General features: G+C 41.5%; 19 protein-coding genes. 11 read left to right on the top strand and 8 right to left on the bottom strand.

Annotation, left to right across the window (positions count from 1 at the left end; genetic code table 11):
• Positions 1 to 85 precede the first annotated feature (85 nt).
• Positions 86 to 715 carry a 2OG-Fe(II) oxygenase gene (locus MJO53_RS02785; RefSeq protein WP_252080388.1) on the top strand — a complete coding sequence of 210 codons (630 nt, stop codon included), beginning with the start codon at positions 86 to 88 and terminating at the stop codon, positions 713 to 715.
• Here MJO53_RS02785 and MJO53_RS02780 read toward each other — a convergent pair whose 3' ends face one another.
• The 3 genes from MJO53_RS02780 to MJO53_RS02770 form a co-directional block, all read right to left on the bottom strand.
• Entirely contained in the window at positions 716 to 1,024 is a 309-nt protein-coding gene (locus MJO53_RS02780; RefSeq protein ID WP_252080387.1) for a phosphoribosylpyrophosphate synthetase, read from the bottom strand.
• 8 nt (positions 1,025 to 1,032) lie between these two features.
• Positions 1,033 to 1,563 carry a flavodoxin domain-containing protein gene (locus MJO53_RS02775; protein WP_252080386.1) on the bottom strand — a complete coding sequence of 177 codons (531 nt, stop codon included), beginning with the start codon at positions 1,561 to 1,563 and terminating at the stop codon, positions 1,033 to 1,035.
• Positions 1,564 to 1,651: 88 nt separating this feature from the next.
• Positions 1,652 to 3,475, bottom strand: coding sequence for a Xaa-Pro dipeptidyl-peptidase (locus MJO53_RS02770; RefSeq protein WP_286037770.1), 1,824 nt, complete (start codon positions 3,473 to 3,475; stop codon positions 1,652 to 1,654).
• Between the two features lie 158 nt (positions 3,476 to 3,633).
• Between MJO53_RS02770 and dnaG the strand changes: the two genes are divergently transcribed.
• Complete coding sequence (gene dnaG, locus MJO53_RS02765; protein ID WP_252080385.1) at positions 3,634 to 5,607, top strand: DNA primase; 1,974 nt, start codon at positions 3,634 to 3,636, stop codon at positions 5,605 to 5,607.
• A gap of 68 nt (positions 5,608 to 5,675) precedes the next feature.
• Here the strand turns inward: dnaG and MJO53_RS02760 are convergent, their stop codons facing one another.
• Together MJO53_RS02760 and nadE are read right to left on the bottom strand one after the other, a co-directional pair.
• Positions 5,676 to 6,305: a response regulator transcription factor gene (locus tag MJO53_RS02760; protein WP_224837541.1), complete on the bottom strand. Its 630-nt coding sequence runs from the start codon at positions 6,303 to 6,305 to the stop codon at positions 5,676 to 5,678.
• Positions 6,306 to 6,464: 159 nt separating this feature from the next.
• Positions 6,465 to 7,253, bottom strand: a complete 789-nt coding sequence (nadE, locus tag MJO53_RS02755; RefSeq protein WP_252080384.1) for an NAD(+) synthase — start codon at positions 7,251 to 7,253, stop codon at positions 6,465 to 6,467.
• Between the two features lie 66 nt (positions 7,254 to 7,319).
• Here nadE and gldB point away from each other — a divergent pair, with 66 nt between their 5' ends.
• Positions 7,320 to 8,309 carry a gliding motility lipoprotein GldB gene (gene gldB, locus MJO53_RS02750; RefSeq protein WP_252080383.1) on the top strand — a complete coding sequence of 330 codons (990 nt, stop codon included), beginning with the start codon at positions 7,320 to 7,322 and terminating at the stop codon, positions 8,307 to 8,309.
• Positions 8,310 to 8,651 (top strand): gliding motility protein GldC, encoded by a 342-nt coding sequence (gldC, locus tag MJO53_RS02745; RefSeq protein ID WP_224837544.1) that lies wholly within the window; start codon positions 8,310 to 8,312, stop codon positions 8,649 to 8,651.
• On the opposite strand, the gene MJO53_RS02740 is transcribed toward gldC, so the two are convergent.
• The 3 genes from MJO53_RS02740 to MJO53_RS02730 form a co-directional block, all read right to left on the bottom strand.
• Positions 8,648 to 9,145, bottom strand: coding sequence for a hypothetical protein (locus MJO53_RS02740; protein ID WP_252080382.1), 498 nt, complete (start codon positions 9,143 to 9,145; stop codon positions 8,648 to 8,650). The two genes, gldC and MJO53_RS02740, sit on opposite strands and share 4 nt — an antisense overlap.
• Before the next feature lie 187 nt (positions 9,146 to 9,332).
• Positions 9,333 to 9,947 carry a ribosome biogenesis GTP-binding protein YihA/YsxC gene (gene yihA, locus MJO53_RS02735; RefSeq protein ID WP_252080381.1) on the bottom strand — a complete coding sequence of 205 codons (615 nt, stop codon included), beginning with the start codon at positions 9,945 to 9,947 and terminating at the stop codon, positions 9,333 to 9,335.
• A 2-nt stretch (positions 9,948 to 9,949) separates the two neighbouring features.
• Positions 9,950 to 10,714 (bottom strand): alpha/beta fold hydrolase, encoded by a 765-nt coding sequence (locus MJO53_RS02730; RefSeq protein ID WP_224837547.1) that lies wholly within the window; start codon positions 10,712 to 10,714, stop codon positions 9,950 to 9,952.
• A gap of 266 nt (positions 10,715 to 10,980) precedes the next feature.
• On the opposite strand from MJO53_RS02730, the gene MJO53_RS02725 reads away from it, so the two are divergent.
• Genes MJO53_RS02725 through murD form a run of 7 tightly spaced genes read left to right on the top strand, consistent with a single transcriptional unit; the run spans position 10,981 to position 18,721 of the window.
• The gene (locus tag MJO53_RS02725) at positions 10,981 to 11,436 is read left to right on the top strand and encodes a division/cell wall cluster transcriptional repressor MraZ (RefSeq protein WP_252080380.1); all 456 of its coding nucleotides are present in this window, start codon (positions 10,981 to 10,983) and stop codon (positions 11,434 to 11,436) included.
• On the top strand, positions 11,429 to 12,331 hold the full coding sequence (gene rsmH / locus MJO53_RS02720; RefSeq protein ID WP_252081213.1) for a 16S rRNA (cytosine(1402)-N(4))-methyltransferase RsmH: 903 nt from the start codon (positions 11,429 to 11,431) through the stop codon (positions 12,329 to 12,331). Before MJO53_RS02725 ends, rsmH begins: the two co-directional genes overlap by 8 nt.
• A 40-nt stretch (positions 12,332 to 12,371) precedes the next feature.
• The gene (locus MJO53_RS02715; RefSeq protein ID WP_224837550.1) at positions 12,372 to 12,689 is read left to right on the top strand and encodes an FtsL-like putative cell division protein; all 318 of its coding nucleotides are present in this window, start codon (positions 12,372 to 12,374) and stop codon (positions 12,687 to 12,689) included.
• The gene (locus MJO53_RS02710) at positions 12,689 to 14,698 is read left to right on the top strand and encodes a penicillin-binding protein (protein WP_252080379.1); all 2,010 of its coding nucleotides are present in this window, start codon (positions 12,689 to 12,691) and stop codon (positions 14,696 to 14,698) included. Before MJO53_RS02715 ends, MJO53_RS02710 begins: the two co-directional genes overlap by 1 nt.
• Positions 14,695 to 16,158, top strand: coding sequence for a UDP-N-acetylmuramoyl-L-alanyl-D-glutamate--2,6-diaminopimelate ligase (locus MJO53_RS02705; protein ID WP_252080378.1), 1,464 nt, complete (start codon positions 14,695 to 14,697; stop codon positions 16,156 to 16,158). Before MJO53_RS02710 ends, MJO53_RS02705 begins: the two co-directional genes overlap by 4 nt.
• 8 nt (positions 16,159 to 16,166) lie before the next feature.
• Positions 16,167 to 17,387, top strand: coding sequence for a phospho-N-acetylmuramoyl-pentapeptide-transferase (gene mraY, locus MJO53_RS02700; RefSeq protein ID WP_224837553.1), 1,221 nt, complete (start codon positions 16,167 to 16,169; stop codon positions 17,385 to 17,387).
• Positions 17,387 to 18,721 carry a UDP-N-acetylmuramoyl-L-alanine--D-glutamate ligase gene (gene murD / locus MJO53_RS02695; RefSeq protein WP_252080377.1) on the top strand — a complete coding sequence of 445 codons (1,335 nt, stop codon included), beginning with the start codon at positions 17,387 to 17,389 and terminating at the stop codon, positions 18,719 to 18,721. Before mraY ends, murD begins: the two co-directional genes overlap by 1 nt.
• Position 18,722 lies beyond the last annotated feature (1 nt).

The following is an 18,722-nucleotide window of genomic DNA, read 5'->3' as shown; positions in this document are numbered from 1 at the left end:
TCAAAGGTAGAGTTTTCCTATTTGAATAAAGAAAAATCATTTTTGTTTTTAAATATGAATTACCTTCGCCCACATTTTTAAAACATTGAGCACTTACCACAGTTTGGATGATTGGTTGTCCTGGATGGACGACATCTCCAGTAAGGATTATGTGATAATCGATAATTTTTTTCGGGAGGAACTCTATTCCGGGATAAAATCTTTTTTTCTGGGAAAGCTCCCTAATTTTAAGGAGGCTGGAATAGGTGCCCATTCCGATTTTCAGGTAGATGCCAAGGTACGCAGTGACTTTACCTACTGGCTGGATAGAAAGCGTGATGTCCAATTGCAGAACTATTGGGATGTTCTGGATGAAACCATTTTAATATTTAACCGCTATTGCTACCTGAGTTTATCAGGGTACGAATTTCATTTGGCACATTACCCATCGGGAGGGCATTACGATAAGCATTTAGATCAGTTCGAAAACCGGAACAACCGCATGATCTCTATGATCGTTTATTTAAATGATGATTGGAAAGATGGTGATGGCGGTGAATTGGAAATTTTTGAAAAGAACGGTACTAGTTTTCTGGTACAGCCAATTGGCGCACGTTGCGTAATGTTTAAAAGCGCTGTGGTGCCCCACGCTGTGTTAAAAGCCCACAAAAGTAGGTTCAGTTTAACGGGTTGGCTATTGTACCAACCTTCTTCGGTGGGAACATTGTTCGTTTGATCAGTTCTTCACACATGGAATCTGCTGAATGAGTTCCTCGTTTTGCGCTGTAGAAGCACCGTAGGACATAACCATGGTGCCTTTGGTGCCATCGTTGGCCTCAATCGTAAAAACTACGGATTCATCGCTAGGATTCGTCATACCTTCAAATCGGTAAGAATCAATGATCTTTAGCTCGTTGGGCTGATATTCTTTTTTGGAATATAATGCTTTAATGCACGATTCATCTGCTTCAAAATCCTCTTTGAAACCTTCCTCCGTTAATGTGTTCACGGCTTGTGAAAGGGTGTCGAAACTGTGTTTGTTCATTTGGGTTGTTATTTTAAACGGTTTATAAAATTCAATGTCATTTCTTTTACCTGGTTCCAATCAGTGTACTCATGATCTTTTGTGGTGTCCACGGAGCCGCCCTCTTTTTTTGCAATGGAGCGCATGATCAATTTTTTAAAATAATTGTACTGGGTATATCTCAACGCTCCTGCAATATGCCATATGGTCTTTGCGTTCCAGTGGGTCTCTTCCAAGAATTCTTGCGCCACCTTTGCAACTTCTTCATGCTCCTCTTTAATGTTGGAGGCGATGGCCATTGAAACGGAGAAAAACACTGAAGGTTTTTTGTTCAAGATGTCAATATGTTGTTCCACATAATTTTTGATGAGCGTATTATAATTATTGATATGGATGGAACTTCCGATCAATACCACATCAAAACTATCGGGAGATGGAGGCTCTTCCACTGCATTGGCAATGGTTACCTGCATACCGTTCTCCTGAAGGACCTCCTCCATAAAACGGGCTATTTTCCGAGTTTGGCCTTCTACAGTGCCATAGATAATTAAAACTTTCATGTAAAATAAGGTGTTGGTTAAACAACCTTAAATACAAAGAATAATTTCAATATTTCCAATGATCTTAGTCAGTTTACCCTATTGACGATCATAGATTTCCACCTACTACCGGAAGCGTTAGCTCTGTGCCGTCCAGATCTATGGTCAATTTGGTTCCGGGCTCCGGCCATAGGGTGAACTCCTTGTCACTTGAGAAAATCATCAGGGCGATCTGTTGTCCTTTTGGAATTATTTGGTCGTCCGGCATCAAATCAAATTCCACTTCATAAAATTTGTTGGGGACCAAAGGTTCACTTTTCGTCAACGAGCTATGGTTTTGTGGGTCTGCCCATCCTCTTGTAATTATATTGTCCGTTATTTTGGTGTTCAAAGCATCGGTCCAAGGTAGAGCAACCAACCAAACGGATAAATTGGCAGCAGGCTTACTGCTGGCCATTTTAATCTTGACTTTGGGGACACCGGAAATATGGGTGTCCTCTGATAAAGGTGGGGTAATATAGAGCAACCGGTGTTCTGTGGTCTCAGCTTTGGCCAAACTGGAACCTGAAAAAGAATAATTGTCCACCAAGGTTTCCGTTCCTTGTTTTTTGGGTTTGGTGGTGGTCAATTTACCTTTTGCCGGAGCTCCTGCTGTCAAATAAAATTTGATGTTTTCGGCCTTGGGATTGGGATAGTCCTCATAAGGTGTAGGGTTATCTTTTTTATCGTTTTCTCGAACGATCCATGCTTTAGGATCGTTTTCCACCCCATTTTCCACCCCATAAAGATATCTCGTAAACCAGCGGTTCATCATGGAGATAGGTGGTGGTCCACCGTGTCCGTTCTGATGATAATAGATTTGGACGGGCAGTCCCATTTCTTTGGCTTTTTTGTAAATGCGATAACTGTGTTCGGGCATTACGTTCCAATCGTTGAAACCGTGGGACATTAATAGGGCAGCTTTCATGGAGCCCATTTGGTTTAAATAATCCCTTCCTGCCCAAAAATCGTTGTAATCTCCGGTAATTCGGTCAAATCCATTCTTCATTTCTGTATCCCGAACCACCCTGTTGTTCCGCTCCCTTTTTGATTCGTCACCGCTATGTATAAAATCATAAAGGACATCAATATCTTCACCCAAATACCCTCCCGGCGATCGGACCAGGCCATTGGATCGGTAATAATGGTAGTACGAAGTGTTGGGCGCTATGGGAATTATGGCTTCCAACCCATCAACCCCCGTTGTAGCAGCAGCTAGAGGAATGGTTCCGTTGTACGAGGTGCCCGTCATACCTACTTTTCCAGTGGACCAATAGGCTTTAACCTCTTGGTTGCCCTCGCGCTCGGTATAGCCTTTGGCCTTGCCGCACAACCATTCGATAACCGCTTTTGGAGCCAAGGATTCGTTTTGGCCACCAACGGTTGGTGCACCATCGGAAAGACCTGTTCCTGGAGAGGATGAGTGTACCACGATAAAACCTCTGGGTACCCATGTTTGGATTTGTGAGTTGGAGATGATTGGACGTTCGCCCAAACGTGTAACATTGGGATGTTTTCTTGGTTTACCAGGTTTGCCCAGCTCGTGTTTTACGTCCCAAAAAATACCTTTGTCCAATCCTGCTGTTCCAGCGTAATACGGGCTCGATTCGTAGATTACGGGCAGTTGTAGACCTTCTGTCTCGGTCTGTTCGGGCCGTGTAACGCCCACATGCATGCGGTCTAATTTACCATCTCCGTCCGAATCAAAGCTGGTTTCGACCCAAAGATCATGACGGATCCATTTACTAGGGTCCGAAAAAGCTTGGACTACCTGTGCTTCACCATTTTCGATGATAGGTCTGGCTTTTTCTTCCATTTGTCCTGTTGCAAATTGGATGGAGAGAAATAGCAAGGCGGTGAGTATCCAAAAGTTTTGTGTTTTGTTCAGCATCATAATCCTCTATAATTTTATTTCTGTACTATCGTGTACCGATAATATCGGTATTGTAAGAATTTGCTTCTAATATACTAAATCTTACATAGGCAGTCGAATTTCGAAATATGGAAAATATTGTTTTTATTACCTTTAACAGCTATTTTTAAGAGAATACCTTGATTTCTAAAACGACCATAGACCAAGTATATGAAACCGCCCGACTGGAGGAGGTAATCGGTGATTTTATGCAATTGAAAAAATCAGGTTCCAATTTTAAGGGATTGAGCCCTTTTACGGATGAACGCACTCCAAGTTTTATGGTTTCCCCGGTTAAGCAGATATGGAAGGATTTTAGTAGTGGAAAAGGGGGGAATGTGGTAGCCTTTTTAATGGAGCATGAGCATTTTACCTACCCCGAAGCCATTAAATATTTGGCAAAAAAGTACAATATTGAAGTAGAGGAAACTGAACAGACCGATGAGCAGAAAGAGCAGGCCAATGAACGCGAGAGTATGTATTTGGTCTCCGAGTATGCCCAGAAGTATTTTACAAGGACCCTATGGGATTCCGAGCCTGGAAAGGCGATTGGCCTAACCTATTTCAAAGAACGGGGGTTTACCGATGATACTATTAAAAAGTTTGGTCTTGGTTATAGTTTGGACGAATGGGAGGCTTTTACCAGAACAGCATTGGGGAAGGGGTACAAGTTGGAATTTCTGGAGAAAACAGGCCTTACCATTGTAAAGGAACAGGCTGGGGGCGAAAATAAAACATTCGATAGGTTCAAGGGCAGGGTAATGTTTCCTATCCATTCTATGAGTGGTCGGGTTTTGGGCTTTGGTGGGAGGATACTTTCCAATGATAAAAAAGCCGCCAAATACCTGAATTCCCCTGAAAGCGAAATCTACCACAAGAGCAAGGTGCTTTATGGGATTTATTATGCCAAACAGGCCATTGCCAAAGAGGACAACTGTTTTTTGGTGGAAGGGTACACGGATGTCATCCAGATGTATCAAAGTGGTGTGGAGAATGTGGTCTCCTCTAGCGGAACCGCCCTTACTCCCGAACAGATTCGTCTTATAAACCGGTTGACCAAGAATATCACTGTACTATTTGATGGTGATGCCGCGGGTCTACGTGCATCGCTGCGTGGAATCGACCTGATTTTGGAACAGGGAATGAACGTGAAAATCTGTACGTTTCCGGAAGGCGAGGATCCCGATAGCTTTGCCAAGAACAATACTTACGAGGATTTAGTACAATACTTGAGTGAGAATGCCAAGGATTTTATTCAGTTCAAAACTTCATTGCTCGCAGAAGAAGCCGCAAGCGACCCTATAAAACGTGCAGATACGGTTAGGGATATTGTTAATAGTATTAGTAAAATCCCGGACCGAATTCGGCAAGAAATTTATGTGCAGGAATGCGCAAAAATTATGCAGGTTTCGGAAGATGTGCTTTATAATACTTTGGCCCAGATCGATAAAAAACTGCAAACCGATACAGCCAAAAAAGTAAAGCAGGAACAAAAGGCCTTTGAAGTTGTGAAGACTGATCGGGTGGTGGAAAAGGTGGATGTGCAGTACGAACTGGAGCGAAAAATAATTGAAGTACTGCTGTTATATGGAAATCAAAAACAAGAATTTGAGGATTTAGTACTCAAGGAGAACGAAGAAGGTGAACTCGTGCTCGAACCTGAGGTCATACAGGCGAAAGTATATGAAAAAGTATTTTTAGATCTTCAGGATGATGAAATTGAGCTTTCCAACGAACAGTTCAAGACCATTTATTATAAATTGATTGAAAAATTGAACGAGGATACCAACTTTTCTGTAAGTACATTTTTGTCCGAACTAGATCAAGAAACAGTATCGCAAGTGTCTTCCATTTTAATGGAAGAAGAGCAATATGTACTTCACGACTGGGAGCGAAGGGATATTTATCCGAAAGGGAAAAATATTGGGGTGGCCCAGTTGGTTGGAGAAACTATTTTGACCTTACGTTGTAATTTGATCAAAAATCGGATACAAAAGCTACAGGAAAAGACCCAGGACCAGCAAGGGGACAATACCGAGGTTTTGGAAGAAATAGTAAACTATCTCCAACTAAATAAGTTGTTGAACGCTAAGTTGAACCGAGTTCTTTCCTAAAATATTAAATCCCTTCCAATACAAGATTGAAAGGGATTTACCACAATAGTTGGTTTGGTTGGGTATTCCTAATATAATTCCAGGGCTTTAGCCTGTTGCAGCAAGTCCACCAAATTGTCCACATTCAGTTTCTTCATCAATCTTGCTTTGTAAGTACTTACTGTTTTTTCGTTCAAGTTGAGGCCTTCTGCAACCTCCTTGTTTCTTTTTCCGCTGGCCAATAGTTTTAGAACTTCTACTTCTCTGGACGATAGTTTTCTAAAGAACCTACGCGGTTTTTGGGTACTTTCATCAAAAGCAAGACGTTGTGCCAGTTCATTTGTGATGAACATGTTCCCCTCGCTCACTTTTTTTACTGCAGATACAATGTAATCCAAGTCGGCAGTTTTGGAAAGGTAACCAAAAGCACCTGCCCTGATCGTGCTCAGAGCGTAAACATCTTCGGATTGTCCGCTGTACATCAAAGTTTTAATGTCGGGGAACTCCATTTTCATTTTTCTAAGGGTAGCAATTCCATTGATTTCGGGAATGTCCATTTCCAAAATCACTACATCGGGGGTTAAGTTTTTCAATGTATTAAAAAGCTCCTCGGTAGTTGAAACATCAGCAATAATCTCTATGTCTGTGCTGGATTCAAGTACCTTTTTGATACCAAGCCTTACAACAGGATGGTTATCAGCTATCAATACTTTTATCATTTTGTTAGGTTTAATTTAATGAATGGTTAGTGGCTAAATACCTACAATAACTAGCAGGCAAGATAACAATTAATTCATGTAAAACTGTAATTTTTTTCTTAAAACCACAGAAAAACTATGGTTTTTTTCGTCTTAAACTGGGGTTTTTGGGTTAAAGTGTTATTTTAAGTTAGTTGGAATATCACAGATGGGAATGGGAATCATCTTGTGTTTGTTGGCAGTATTGAATTTTTTATAGATTAGAAAAACTTCTTTTTTCCTGCCAGAAAAATCATCGGCTTTTTTTCCTTTATCATCCATTTCCATAGCCCATTCCAGTTCGGGGTAAGATGCTCCGATCTGATCCTCATCTGTTCTGCTGTCGCCCCAGAGCCCGTCAGTTGGCGCTGCGTCCATAATATCTTGGTTTACCCCGAGAACCCTTCCAATTTCATAAACCTCTGTTTTTAAAAGATCGGCAATTGGGCTTAGGTCCACACCTCCATCACCATATTTTGTGTAAAACCCTATACCAAAGTCTTCGACCTTATTTCCGGTACCAGCAACCAGATAGCCCTCAAGAGCTGCAAAATAGTAAAGGGAGGTCATCCGCAGGCGTGCGCGCGTGTTGGCTAGTGACATAAATCGCTCTTCTTCGTTTTCCACTTTTGGAAAGGAATCCACGAGGCTATCGAACACGGGGGTAAGGTCGACCGCTTGACGGGAAACATTGGAAAAATTTTCCATCAGCCAATCTATATGCCTGTCTGCACGGGTCACTTGGTTTTTGCCTTGGTGAATGGGCATTTCCAAACACAAAAGGTCGAGACCTGTTTTTGCGCAAAGGGTCGAAGTTACAGCGGAGTCTATTCCTCCGGAAACACCGATTACAAAACCTTTGCATTTTGCATTTAAAGCATACTCCTTTAGCCACTTGACTATATGGTCGATTACCTTTTCTGTTTGCATGTTCTACTATTTAGATTCAATAAATTACCTTTGTGCCCTGTAAATTTAAACCCTGTGCCCTTAAAAATGAAGTGCTTGTTGAAATACTTTGGAAATACCTTTTATAAAAGCTTTTCTGTATTGGTGGTTTTTCTGTTTGCAGCATGTGCCGAAACGGATAAAACCGAAGAGGAAATCGAGAAAATTACGATAGATTTAAAGGTTTCCAGGTTTGACCAAGAATTTGCAAGGGCGTCCGAGACCGATATCCCTAAATTAAAAACAAAGTATCCATATTTGTTCCCCGAACAGTTTACGGACAGTGTTTGGGTGGCCAAACTAACGGATACCCTTCAGGTGGAATTATCGAACGAAGTTGAAAAGGCATTTCCCGATTTCGATAAGGAATCGGAAGAACTTGAATCTCTTTTTAAACATATAAAATATTATTTTCCGGGAATTCGAGTGCCCCACGTGGTAACCTTAACTTCGGATGTGAGATATGAAAATAGGATCATCTTAACAGATTCCCTGTTGTTGATAGGACTGGACAATTATCTCGGGGAAGACCATCATTTTTATGAAGGGATACAGCGGTATATTGCATCAAATCTGGATAAAAAGTATTTAGTATCGGATGTATCCAGTGCATTTTCCAAAAAAGTACTTACGTATCCACGTAACAGAACATTACTTTCCCGAATGGTATACTACGGTAAAGAACTATACTTAAAGGATAAACTAATCCCGTTTGCAACTGATGCCCAAAAGATTGGATATTCCGATGAGGAAATGGAGTGGGCCGGCGCAAACGAAGAGCAAATGTGGAAATATTTTGTTGAGCGAGAATTATTGTACAGTACAGATGCAGGTCTGGATAGAAAGTTTTTAGATCCCGCTCCATTTTCCAAATTTGGATTGGAACTGGACAATGAGTCACCACCAAGATTGGGGCGATATATGGGCTGGCAGATCGTTAGGGCATATATGGAAAAAAACGGTGAAGGTCTAAAACAGTTATTGGATACGCCGGCAGATGAAATTCTAAAACAATCAAATTACAAACCAAAAAGATAAATGGCAGTAAAACATACTTCGGAGATTACATTGAAGGTTGGGCTGGACGAGAACAGAGTGCCCGAGGAGTTAAAATGGTCGGCACAAGATGGTGGAATTAACGAGGAAGAGGCCAAAGCCATGTTGTTGTCCGTTTGGGACAGTAAAAATCAAGAATCCCTAAAAATCGACCTGTGGACCAAGGATATGCCCGTAGATGAGATGAAGGTATTTTTTCATCAAACTTTGGAAACAATGGCCGATACTTTTTATAAGGCTACCCAAGATGAAAAAATGACGGCCACCATGAAGGATTTCTGCGACTATTTTGCGGAAAAATTGGAATTGAAAAAGGACCGTTAGTCCAAGGGAGCGTTTACACGGTCAAATTTTGCTTTGTCCTCGCCGGTTAGGGAAAGTGAATTTTCAATTTTTTGCTTGGTAGGATGGAGCAATGCTAGGTAAAAAACCACCAGGGCCCCAATGATCAAATAGATCAGGTTTTGTGTGTGGATAAAGACTACAATTCCGAGGATAGCAGCCCCTTCCAATAAGGCATATTTTATGATCGAGGCGGTTTGGAACCTTGCCAGCTTGGTGCGTAGATCTATGCTGTCCGGTAAATTGCGTGTCATTTTCTTGAAAACCAAGTCACCAAAAAAGATACTGCCAATAGCGCCCAAGGGTACTAACGCCAAAAAAAAGTCATCTGTACTGGAAATATCGAATATCGCATTATCAGTGTTGAAGTAAAAAAGTGTTCCTAAAACAATGGGCGTTGCTGAAATGCCCAAGTGCAATAATGACATTATCTTAATAAATCCTGCAGGGGAGAATCGTGTATCGTTGGATAGCATTTTTGTGGTTTAGGTGGTCTAAAGTACGGAATTGTGTGTTTGCTTTGCTAACTATTTTTATTAATCCAGTACTTTGTAAAACATATTTGCACTGAGATATATCAAGATAGAGACGGTCAGATTAACAAGTTGTGTATTGGGGATATAGAATAGGTGTTGTGTAATGGCCGAGTTGGTGCAGAAGAAGTCAGCTCTTGTTTTGAAAAAAATCTTGATTGATCCCGTCAATAAAATCCAAAAGCTCTTCTCGTCCCATTCGGTTGGAGGATGAAGTGGTAAAATGTGGGGGTGCTTCTTCCCATACGCCATCCAATAACTTTTGAAGATAGGCTGCGGTCTGTTTTTTTATTGCATTGGGCTTAAGTTTGTCCGCTTTGGTAAAAATTATGGCGAATGGAATCTGATTAATGCCGAGCCACTCCATAAACTCCAAATCCACCGGTTGTGGATCATGGCGAACATCTACTAAAACAAAGGCACAAACCAACTGCTTTCTTTTTTGAAAATACTCGGTAATGTATTTCTGAAAGGTTTTTTTGTCTTTTTTCGAGACTCTTGCATATCCATAACCCGGCAAATCTACAAGAAACCAATTGTTGTTGATCTTAAAATGATTGATGAGTTGGGTTTTTCCTGGCCTTCCGGATGTTTTTGCCAAAGCCTTTCGCTCTACCAACATATTGATCAGCGATGATTTGCCAACATTGGACCGTCCTATAAACGCATATTCTGGTATGGGTTCATTGGGGCATTTGGCAACATTGGAGTTGCTCATTACAAATTCTGCCGATGTAATTTTCATGTTTAGAAGTTACGCTTTTTGAGCCAAGCCTCAAGAATACGGTTAAACTCATTGGGGTGCTCCATCATGGGGGCATGGCCACACTTTTCTATCCAATATAGGTCCGAGTCTGGCAACAATTCGTGGAACTCTGTGGCTACGTTGGGAGGGGTTACGGTATCGTTTTCTCCCCAAATAATACAGGTTGGGGTGTTCATGTGCGGTAAATCTTTTGACATATTGTGTCGAATGGCACTTTTGGCAATGGCCAATGTTTTTACCAGTTTCATTCTATCGTTTACCGTGGCAAAAACCTCGTCCACGATTTCTTTGGTGGCTACTTTTGGGTCATAGAAAACATCTTCTGCCTTCTTTTTTATGAATTCGTAGTCGCCACGCTTTGGGTATCCGTCCCCCATGGCACTTTCGTAAAGTCCCGAACTACCTGTAATTACAAGTGCCTTTACCATTTCGGGGTACATTTTGGTGTGTAGGAGTCCAATATGTCCGCCCAAGGAATTCCCAAGTAATATTACATCCTTTAAGCCTTTGTGTTCAATAAAGCCTTCTAAAAAGGTAGCAAAGTTCTTTACCGTAGTCTTTAATAGGGGCATATCGTAAATGGGCAGTTCCGGGATAAGGACCTTGTATCCCATGGAGGGGAAATATTCGGAAACCCCTTGGAAATTGCTCAGGCCTCCCATTAAACCATGTAATATAATCATAGGAGTACCTTCTCCTTTTTCTATATACCGGTATTTGCCATCATCGATTAAATGCTCCTCCATCAATAGTTAGTTGGTAGTAAGAGCGGCAAATATAGGAATTTCATATCACAAAGATTTTAGGATTTTGTCATATCTAAAATAACTTTTCTTAATCCAGTGGTTCTTCTTCTAAAAAGAGGACCATGTTGCTCTTCTGATTTTTTCTCCTAGTTTTGCTGCTTTTTTCTTAAAAGTGGAGAATTTATTAACAAAAGTGGTGTTAAGTGGAGAAATGTGGAAATAAAATCTATATATTTGAGTTGTATTAACTAACCAATTGATTTCTAGTGACCCATATCATAGGACAACATGATTGCAAAGCAGACTCCAAGGGAAGGGTTTTATTGCCCATTTCTTTGAAGAATCAGCTTTTGCCTGTTCTACAAGATGGGTTTGTGATAAAAAGATCGGTTTTTCAGCAATGTCTGGAATTGTATCCCAAAGCGGAGTTTGATGTTTTGATGCAGAAAGTGATGAAGAAAAGCAAGATCAATCGCAAATACGATGCGTTTGTCCGAAATTTTGTTGCCGGAATGAAAGAGGTGAGCATAGATGGTGATTCGGGAAGGCTGCAAATCCCAAAAAATTTGGTGGAGTTTGCTGCAATCGAAAAAGAAGTGGTTCTAAATGCGGTTTTTGATAAAATCGAGATCTGGAACAAGGATATGTACGAAAAAGTCTTGGCAGAAGGGGAGAAGGATTATGCCGATCTGGCCGAGGAGATTTTTGATGATGATGAGTAGTGCATATCACAATCCGGTTTTGTTGAAAGAATCGGTGGACGGATTGAATATTAAAGAAGATGGAGTGTATGTGGATGTTACTTTCGGGGGCGGCGGACACTCCAAAGAAATTTTGAAAAGATTGGGGGAAAGTGGAAAGTTGTTCGCTTTTGATCAGGATGAAGATGCGCTCCAAAATGCGCTGGAAGATGGTAGGTTCCAGTTGATCAATCAAAACTTTCGCTATCTCAAACAATTTTTAAAGTTCTATGGCATTCGGAAAGTTGATGGAATCTTGGCGGATTTTGGGGTTTCCTCCCATCAGTTCGATGAGGCCGAACGTGGTTTTTCCATTCGGTTCAACGCAGATTTGGATATGCGAATGGACAAAAGCAACCAATTATCGGCCTATCAGGTGGTCAATGCCTATTCCCAAGAAGATTTAGCATCGGTTCTTTTTCAGTATGGTGAATTGCGAAATGCAAATACCTTGGCCAAAACTATTGTTGCGTCCCGGTCGGAAGAGCCTATCAAAACAACGGATGACCTTAAAGGGGTGCTCAAACGATTTTTGCCCAAGATGAAAGAGAACAAGATTTTGGCACAGATCTATCAAGCTATCAGGATAGAGGTGAACCAAGAAATTGAGGTGCTCAAGGAATTTTTGGAGCAAGTTCCCGAAGTGCTTGTCCAGGGTGGTCGGTTGAGCTTGATCAGTTATCACTCTTTGGAAGACCGGTTGGCAAAACGATTTATACGGGCAGGCAAATTCGATGGAGAGCCAGAGAAGGATTTTTACGGGAACATAAATGTCCCGTTAAAAAAAGTAGGGGGATTGATAAAGCCATCAGCAGAAGAAGTAAAGGTCAATAATAGGGCAAGAAGTGCAAAACTCCGCATTGCGGAACGCATATAGTAGATTCCCGCGAAGATGGGAATAACAAAACGAACACAAAATGAGAAAAGGATTGCTGGACATATTAAAAGGAAAATTTTTGGTGAGCGGAGATGCTCCCAAGAATTGGATGTTCCTGTTGTTTGCCTCGTTTTTGGCAGCAATGATGATTTCCAGTAGTCATAATGCCGATAAAAAAGTATTGGAGATCGCTCAATTGAACGAGGAGGTCCGTAAACTTAAAAGTGAGTTTTTTGAAGCTCGTTCCAGTGTGCAACAGTTAAAATTGGAATCAACGTTGCGCGAGGTTGTAGCGGAAAAAGGTTTGGTGCCTTCTAAAAATCCACCAAAAAAAATTAAAGTTAAATCATCGGAATAGTGGCCATCACCGAAAAAAATATAATGAACAGATTGTACCTCGTAGCAACGGGGCTTGTTGTTTTGGCCATAGCAGTGGTGGTGAAATTGGTGGATATCCAAATGGTGCAGGGCGAAAAATACAAGGAATTGGCGCTCAGCAAAACCGAGAAGATGTTCACTATTGAACCAAATCGGGGCAATCTTTATTCAGAAGATGGTAGTCTGTTGGCGGCATCGGTTCCAAAATATGAAATCAGGTTCGATGCCAAGACCGTATCACAAGAAAATTTTGAGAACCACGTAGGTGCCTTGTCCGATTCTTTGGGCAAATTGTTCGATCGTCCATCTTCGTATTACAGACAATTGTTCCGTAAGGCCAGGGCCAATGGCAATAGGTATAAACTGGTCGCTCGTAATGTTGGTTATTTGGATTATGTTAGGATCAAACAATTCCCGCTCTTTAACCTGGGACCCTATAAAGGAGGTTTTGTGGAAACGCATCGTGTTGTGCGCGAATATCCTTTGGGTAAAATGGCCGCCCGTAGCATTGGTTACGAACGTGTTGACGAAAACGGTTACTATACCCGCGTAGGCCTCGATGGGGCATTTGGCGAAACCTATTTAAGAGGTAAAGAAGGCAAACGCTTAAAACAGAAAATAGCCAAAGGGCAGTGGAAACCCGTTGGTTTGGACAATATTGTGGAGCCACAGGATGGATTGGATGTGGTTTCCACAATCGATGTCAATATTCAAGATATAGCGCATCACGAACTATTAAAGCAACTGGAAAAATACAAGGCCGATCATGGCTGCGTAGTGGTGATGGAGACCCAAACAGGGGAAATCAAGGCGATTTCCAACTTGGGTAGAACTTCTGAAGGAAAATATTACGAGAAATTGAATTATGCCGTTGGCGAGTCACATGAACCAGGCTCTACATTCAAATTGATGTCCCTTGTCGCTGCTATGGAAGATAAGGTGGTGGATACCAGTTCTGTCATCGATACGGAAAAAGGAAGGTATCGAATTTATGATGGTGTGGTTAAAGATTCCAGATGGGGCGGGTATGGAAAAATTACCGTATCCAGGGCATTCGCCGTATCCTCCAACACGGCATTCGCAAAAATCATTAATGAAAATTATAAAGAAGAGCCCGAAAAGTTTGTAAACCGCCTAATGAACATGGGGCTTCACAAAAAGTTGGATCTACCCATTATAGGGGAGGGCGACCCGGTTATCCGTTATCCTGGTGACAAAGGATGGTCGGGGATATCTTTGGGATGGATGTCCCATGGCTACGAAGTATCGTTGACACCCATTCAAACATTGGCTTTTTACAATGCCATTGCCAATGATGGAGAATATGTGAAACCTCGTTTGATCCAAGAAGTAAAGGACGGCAACAAAGTGGTTAAGCGTTTTGATAAACAAGTGCTCAACTCCTCCATCTGTTCCAAAGAAACTGTGAAAAAAGCGCAACAATTATTAAAGGATGTGGTGGAGAAAGATTACGGGACAGGCCATAAATTATACTCCAAGAATTTTTCTATGGCCGGTAAAACAGGTACCACGCAGAAAAATTACGTAGCTAAAAACCCGGACAAGTTGGCTTATATCTCATCGTTTGCGGGTTATTTTCCGGCAGACAACCCCAAATATTCCTGCATTGTCGTGATTCACGAACCAGATAAGGAAGAAGGGTATTATGGAGCCGATGTATCCGGTCCGGTATTTAAGTCCATGGCCCAGAAGATCCATGCCATTTCACCCATGGTAGACGAAGTGGACGGTGGGAGTTTTAAAGATTCCGATTTGGACAAGGACTACCAACAATATTTTGCACAAGTGCAAAAAAAACACAGCACCTTGCCCAATGTAAGGGGTATGAGTGGAATGGATGCCGTTTCCCTTTTGGAGAACCTTGGTATTCAGGTTGAGGTGCATGGAAATGGAAAGGTGAAGAAACAATCTGTTGATCAAGGCACCCGTCTTGATCTAGTAAAGAAAATAATATTGGAGCTTTCATGAAGTTATTGAAGGACATATTATATGGTGTAAGTCTTTCCGCAGTGAGCGGGGATACCGGTGTAATGGTGAACCAAATCCACTTCGATTCCAGAAAAGTGGAAATGGACGATGTGTTCGTGGCCATTCGAGGTACGGTGACAGATGGGCATGAATACATCCAAAAGGCTATAGATTTAGGTGCTAGGGCCATTGTCTGTGAAGAACTGCCGGAACTTGTTGTGAACGGTGTCACTTATCTTCAGGTGAACGATTGCAATAGTGCATTGGCGGTAATAGCATCCAATTTTTACGAAAACCCCTCCAAAAACCTAAAACTTATTGGGGTAACCGGCACCAACGGAAAAACAACGGTAACGACCCTGCTGTACAATCTGTTTAAAAAAGCAGGATTCAAGGTCGGGCTTATTTCAACGATTAAAGTGCTGGTGGATGATATCGAGCATAAGGCTACACACACCACTCCCGATGTAATAACGATCAACGATTATTTGTCCAAAATGAACGATGTTGGTGTGGAGTATTGTTTTATGGAGGTGAGTTCTCACGGTATTCATCAAAAAAGGGCAGAGGGACTTTTTTTTGAAGGTGCCATCTTTACCAACCTTTCCCATGATCATCTGGATTACCATAAAACATTTGCCGAATATCGGGATACCAAGAAAAAATTGTTCGATGGGTTGCCAAAAACGGCCTTCGCGCTGGTAAATATCGACGATAAAAACGGGCCTGTTATGTTGCAGAACACCAAGGCAAAAAAATACACCTACGCATTAAAATCCTTCGCCGATTACAGGGCACAAATTTTGGAGAAACAGTTCAATGGTCAATTGTTGAAAGTTGATGAGAACGAACTATGGTCCAAACTTATTGGAGATTTTAACGCATACAATCTGTTGGCCATCTATGCCACCGCGGATATACTAGGTCTAGAAAAAATGGAGACCCTTAGGTTGATGAGCGAGCTGGAAAATGTGGATGGAAGGTTTCAATATTATATATCAAAAGAGCGAATAACGGCAATTGTTGATTATGCCCATACGCCGGATGCACTCAAAAATGTGTTGGTTACTATCAACGCCTTGAGGACTGGAAATGAAAACGTCATCACCGTAGTGGGGTGTGGTGGTGACCGTGACAAGTCAAAGCGTCCGGTTATGGGTCATATCGCTTCAGAAATGAGCGACCAAGCCATATTTACCTCCGATAATCCACGAACGGAATCCCCTAAAACCATTATAGAAGAAATGGAAACGGGTGTGGAACCTCAAAATACCAGAAAGGTGTTGTCCATTGAAAACAGGAGGCAGGCCATAAATACAGCTTGTAAATTGGCAATGGCCAACGATATAATCCTTGTGGCCGGAAAAGGCCACGAGACCTATCAGGAAACCAATGGTGTCCGGGTAGATTTTGATGATTTTAAAGAAGTGAAAGAAGCTCTTAAGAGCCTAAAAAAATAATGTAGTCCATGTTATACTACTTGTTCGAATTTTTAGAGAAACAATATCAATTGCCGGGAGCAGGACTTTTTCAGTTCCTCACCTTTAGGGCTGCCATGTCCGTATTGTTATCGCTATTGATCGCCATGGTCTACGGAAAGCGAATCATTCTTTTGCTTCAAAAAAAACAGATAGGGGAAAGCATTCGGGATTTGGGTCTGGAAGGACAAAAACAGAAAGCTGGAACACCCACAATGGGAGGGTTGATCATTATTATGTCCACCTTGTTGCCGGTAATTCTTTTTGCTGATATCAAGAATATTTATGTGATTCTACTGATTGTGACCACCATTTGGATGGGGATAATCGGTTTTATAGATGACTATATAAAAACCTTTAAAAAGGACAAACAGGGATTAAAGGGGCGCTTTAAAGTAATGGGTCAAGTTGTTTTAGGGTTGATTGTTGGCTTGACACTGTATTTCCATCCCGAGGTTACCATTAAGGAGAAAGATACCACAACCATAACCGAGAATTTTCGGGTAGAAAATGTTTTTGGTGAAGAGACCAAGTCTGTACGGACCAATGTGCCCTTTTTTAAGAACAACGAGTTGGATTACGCAGATTTTATTTCTTGGATGGGAGAGGGAGCGGAAGATTATGCCTGGCTCATATTTATCCCGGTAGTGATCTTGATCGTAACAGCCGTGTCCAACGGGGCCAATCTAACCGATGGGATTGATGGTCTGGCCGCTGGTTCGTCCGCTATTATTGTGTTGACCCTGGGAATTTTTGCTTGGGTATCGGGGAACATTGAATTTTCCGATTATCTAGACATCTTTTACTTGCCCAGAGTGGGGGAATTGGTAGTTTTTATCGCGGCTTTTGTTGGCGCCCTGGTAGGTTTTCTATGGTACAATGCTTATCCGGCCCAGGTTTTTATGGGGGATACAGGGAGTTTAACCATAGGGGGAGTCATTGCAGTAATCGCCATTATAGTTAGAAAGGAATTATTGATACCGATTTTGTGCGGAATCTTCTTCGCGGAATCACTGTCGGTAATGTTACAGGTTGGGTACTTTAAGCATACCAAGAAAAAGTATGGCGAAGGTAGGCGAATATTCTTAATGGCGCCATTGCACCATCATTATCAGAAAAAATCCTACCACGAGAGTAAAATAGTGACCCGTTTTTGGATTGTTGGAATTTTGTTGGCCATAATTACCATAGTTACGCTAAAAATAAGATAATGGGTCGTTTGGTGATACTCGGTGGAGGAGAAAGTGGCGTAGGTACGGCCATATTGGGAAAAAAAGAAGGATTTGAGGTCTTTGTATCCGACAAAGGCGAAATAAAGGATAAGTACAAGAAAGTTCTTGAACATTTTGAGATTGAATGGGAATCGGGAAAGCATACCGAATCCAAAATATTGAATGCCGATGTAGTTATGAAAAGCCCGGGGATACCGGACAAGGTGCCGTTGGTAAAGTTGCTCCTTGAAAAAGGTGTACCAGTTATTTCGGAAATAGAATTTGCATCAAAATACACCAAGACAAGTTTGATCGGCATCACAGGTAGTAACGGTAAAACCACCACCACTATGCTAACCTATCATTTATTGAAAAATGAAGGGATGCATGTAGGTATGGCCGGAAATATTGGAGATAGTTATGCTAAAATGGTGTCCGAAGAGGACTATGATCATTATGTATTGGAGATAAGCAGCTTCCAGTTGGATGGTATTGTGGATTTTAAGCCCCATATAGCCATTATTACCAATATAACACCTGATCATTTGGATCGATATGAGTATAAATTCGAAAACTATATCGCTTCCAAGTTCAGAATAGCCATGAATCAAGATGAAAATGATTACCTGATCTACGATGCCGATGATCAAGTAATCCTTGATTGGTTAAAAAAACACCCAGTTAGATCCAAATTGTTGCCCTTTTCTGTAAAAAGAAAACTGGACGAGGGAGCTTGGTTAGAAAACAAAAAGATAAAAATGAAATTAGAACATAAAACCTTGGAGATGAACGAAGATATTTTGGCCTTGGAAGGTCAGCACAACGTAAAAAATACCATGGCGGCCAGTATGGCGGCTATGTTGGTAAAAGTTAGAAAAGAAACTATTCGCCAAAGTATCCAGTCGTTTCAGGGAGTACCCCACAGATTGGAGAAGGTACTTAAGATAAACCATGTGGAATACATTAACGATTCCAAAGCGACCAATGTAAATGCTACATTTTACGCTTTGGACGGTATAAAACGACCTATTGTTTGGATTGCAGGCGGTGTGGACAAAGGCAATGACTATTCCGAGCTTATGCCATTGGTTAGGGAAAAAGTAAAGGCCGTTGTTTGTTTGGGAGTGGACAACTCCAAGTTAAAAGATGCTTTTGGGAATGTAATCGATTTGGTGGTCGAGACCTTTTCCATGGAAGAAGCCGTAAAAGTGGCCTATAAGATTGCAGAACGTGGAGATGCCGTTTTGTTGTCCCCAGCTTGCGCAAGTTTTGACCTGTTTTCCAATTATGAGGATAGGGGAGATCAATTTAAAAACGCAGTAAAAAAGTTGTAAA

The sequence above is a fragment of the Flagellimonas marinaquae genome (genome assembly GCF_023716465.1).
In the GTDB taxonomy this organism is placed as follows: Bacteria; Bacteroidota; Bacteroidia; order Flavobacteriales; family Flavobacteriaceae; genus Flagellimonas; species Flagellimonas alginolytica.
Note: the sequence above shows the minus strand (reverse complement) of the source record. Positions and strands in the feature narration are given on the sequence as shown.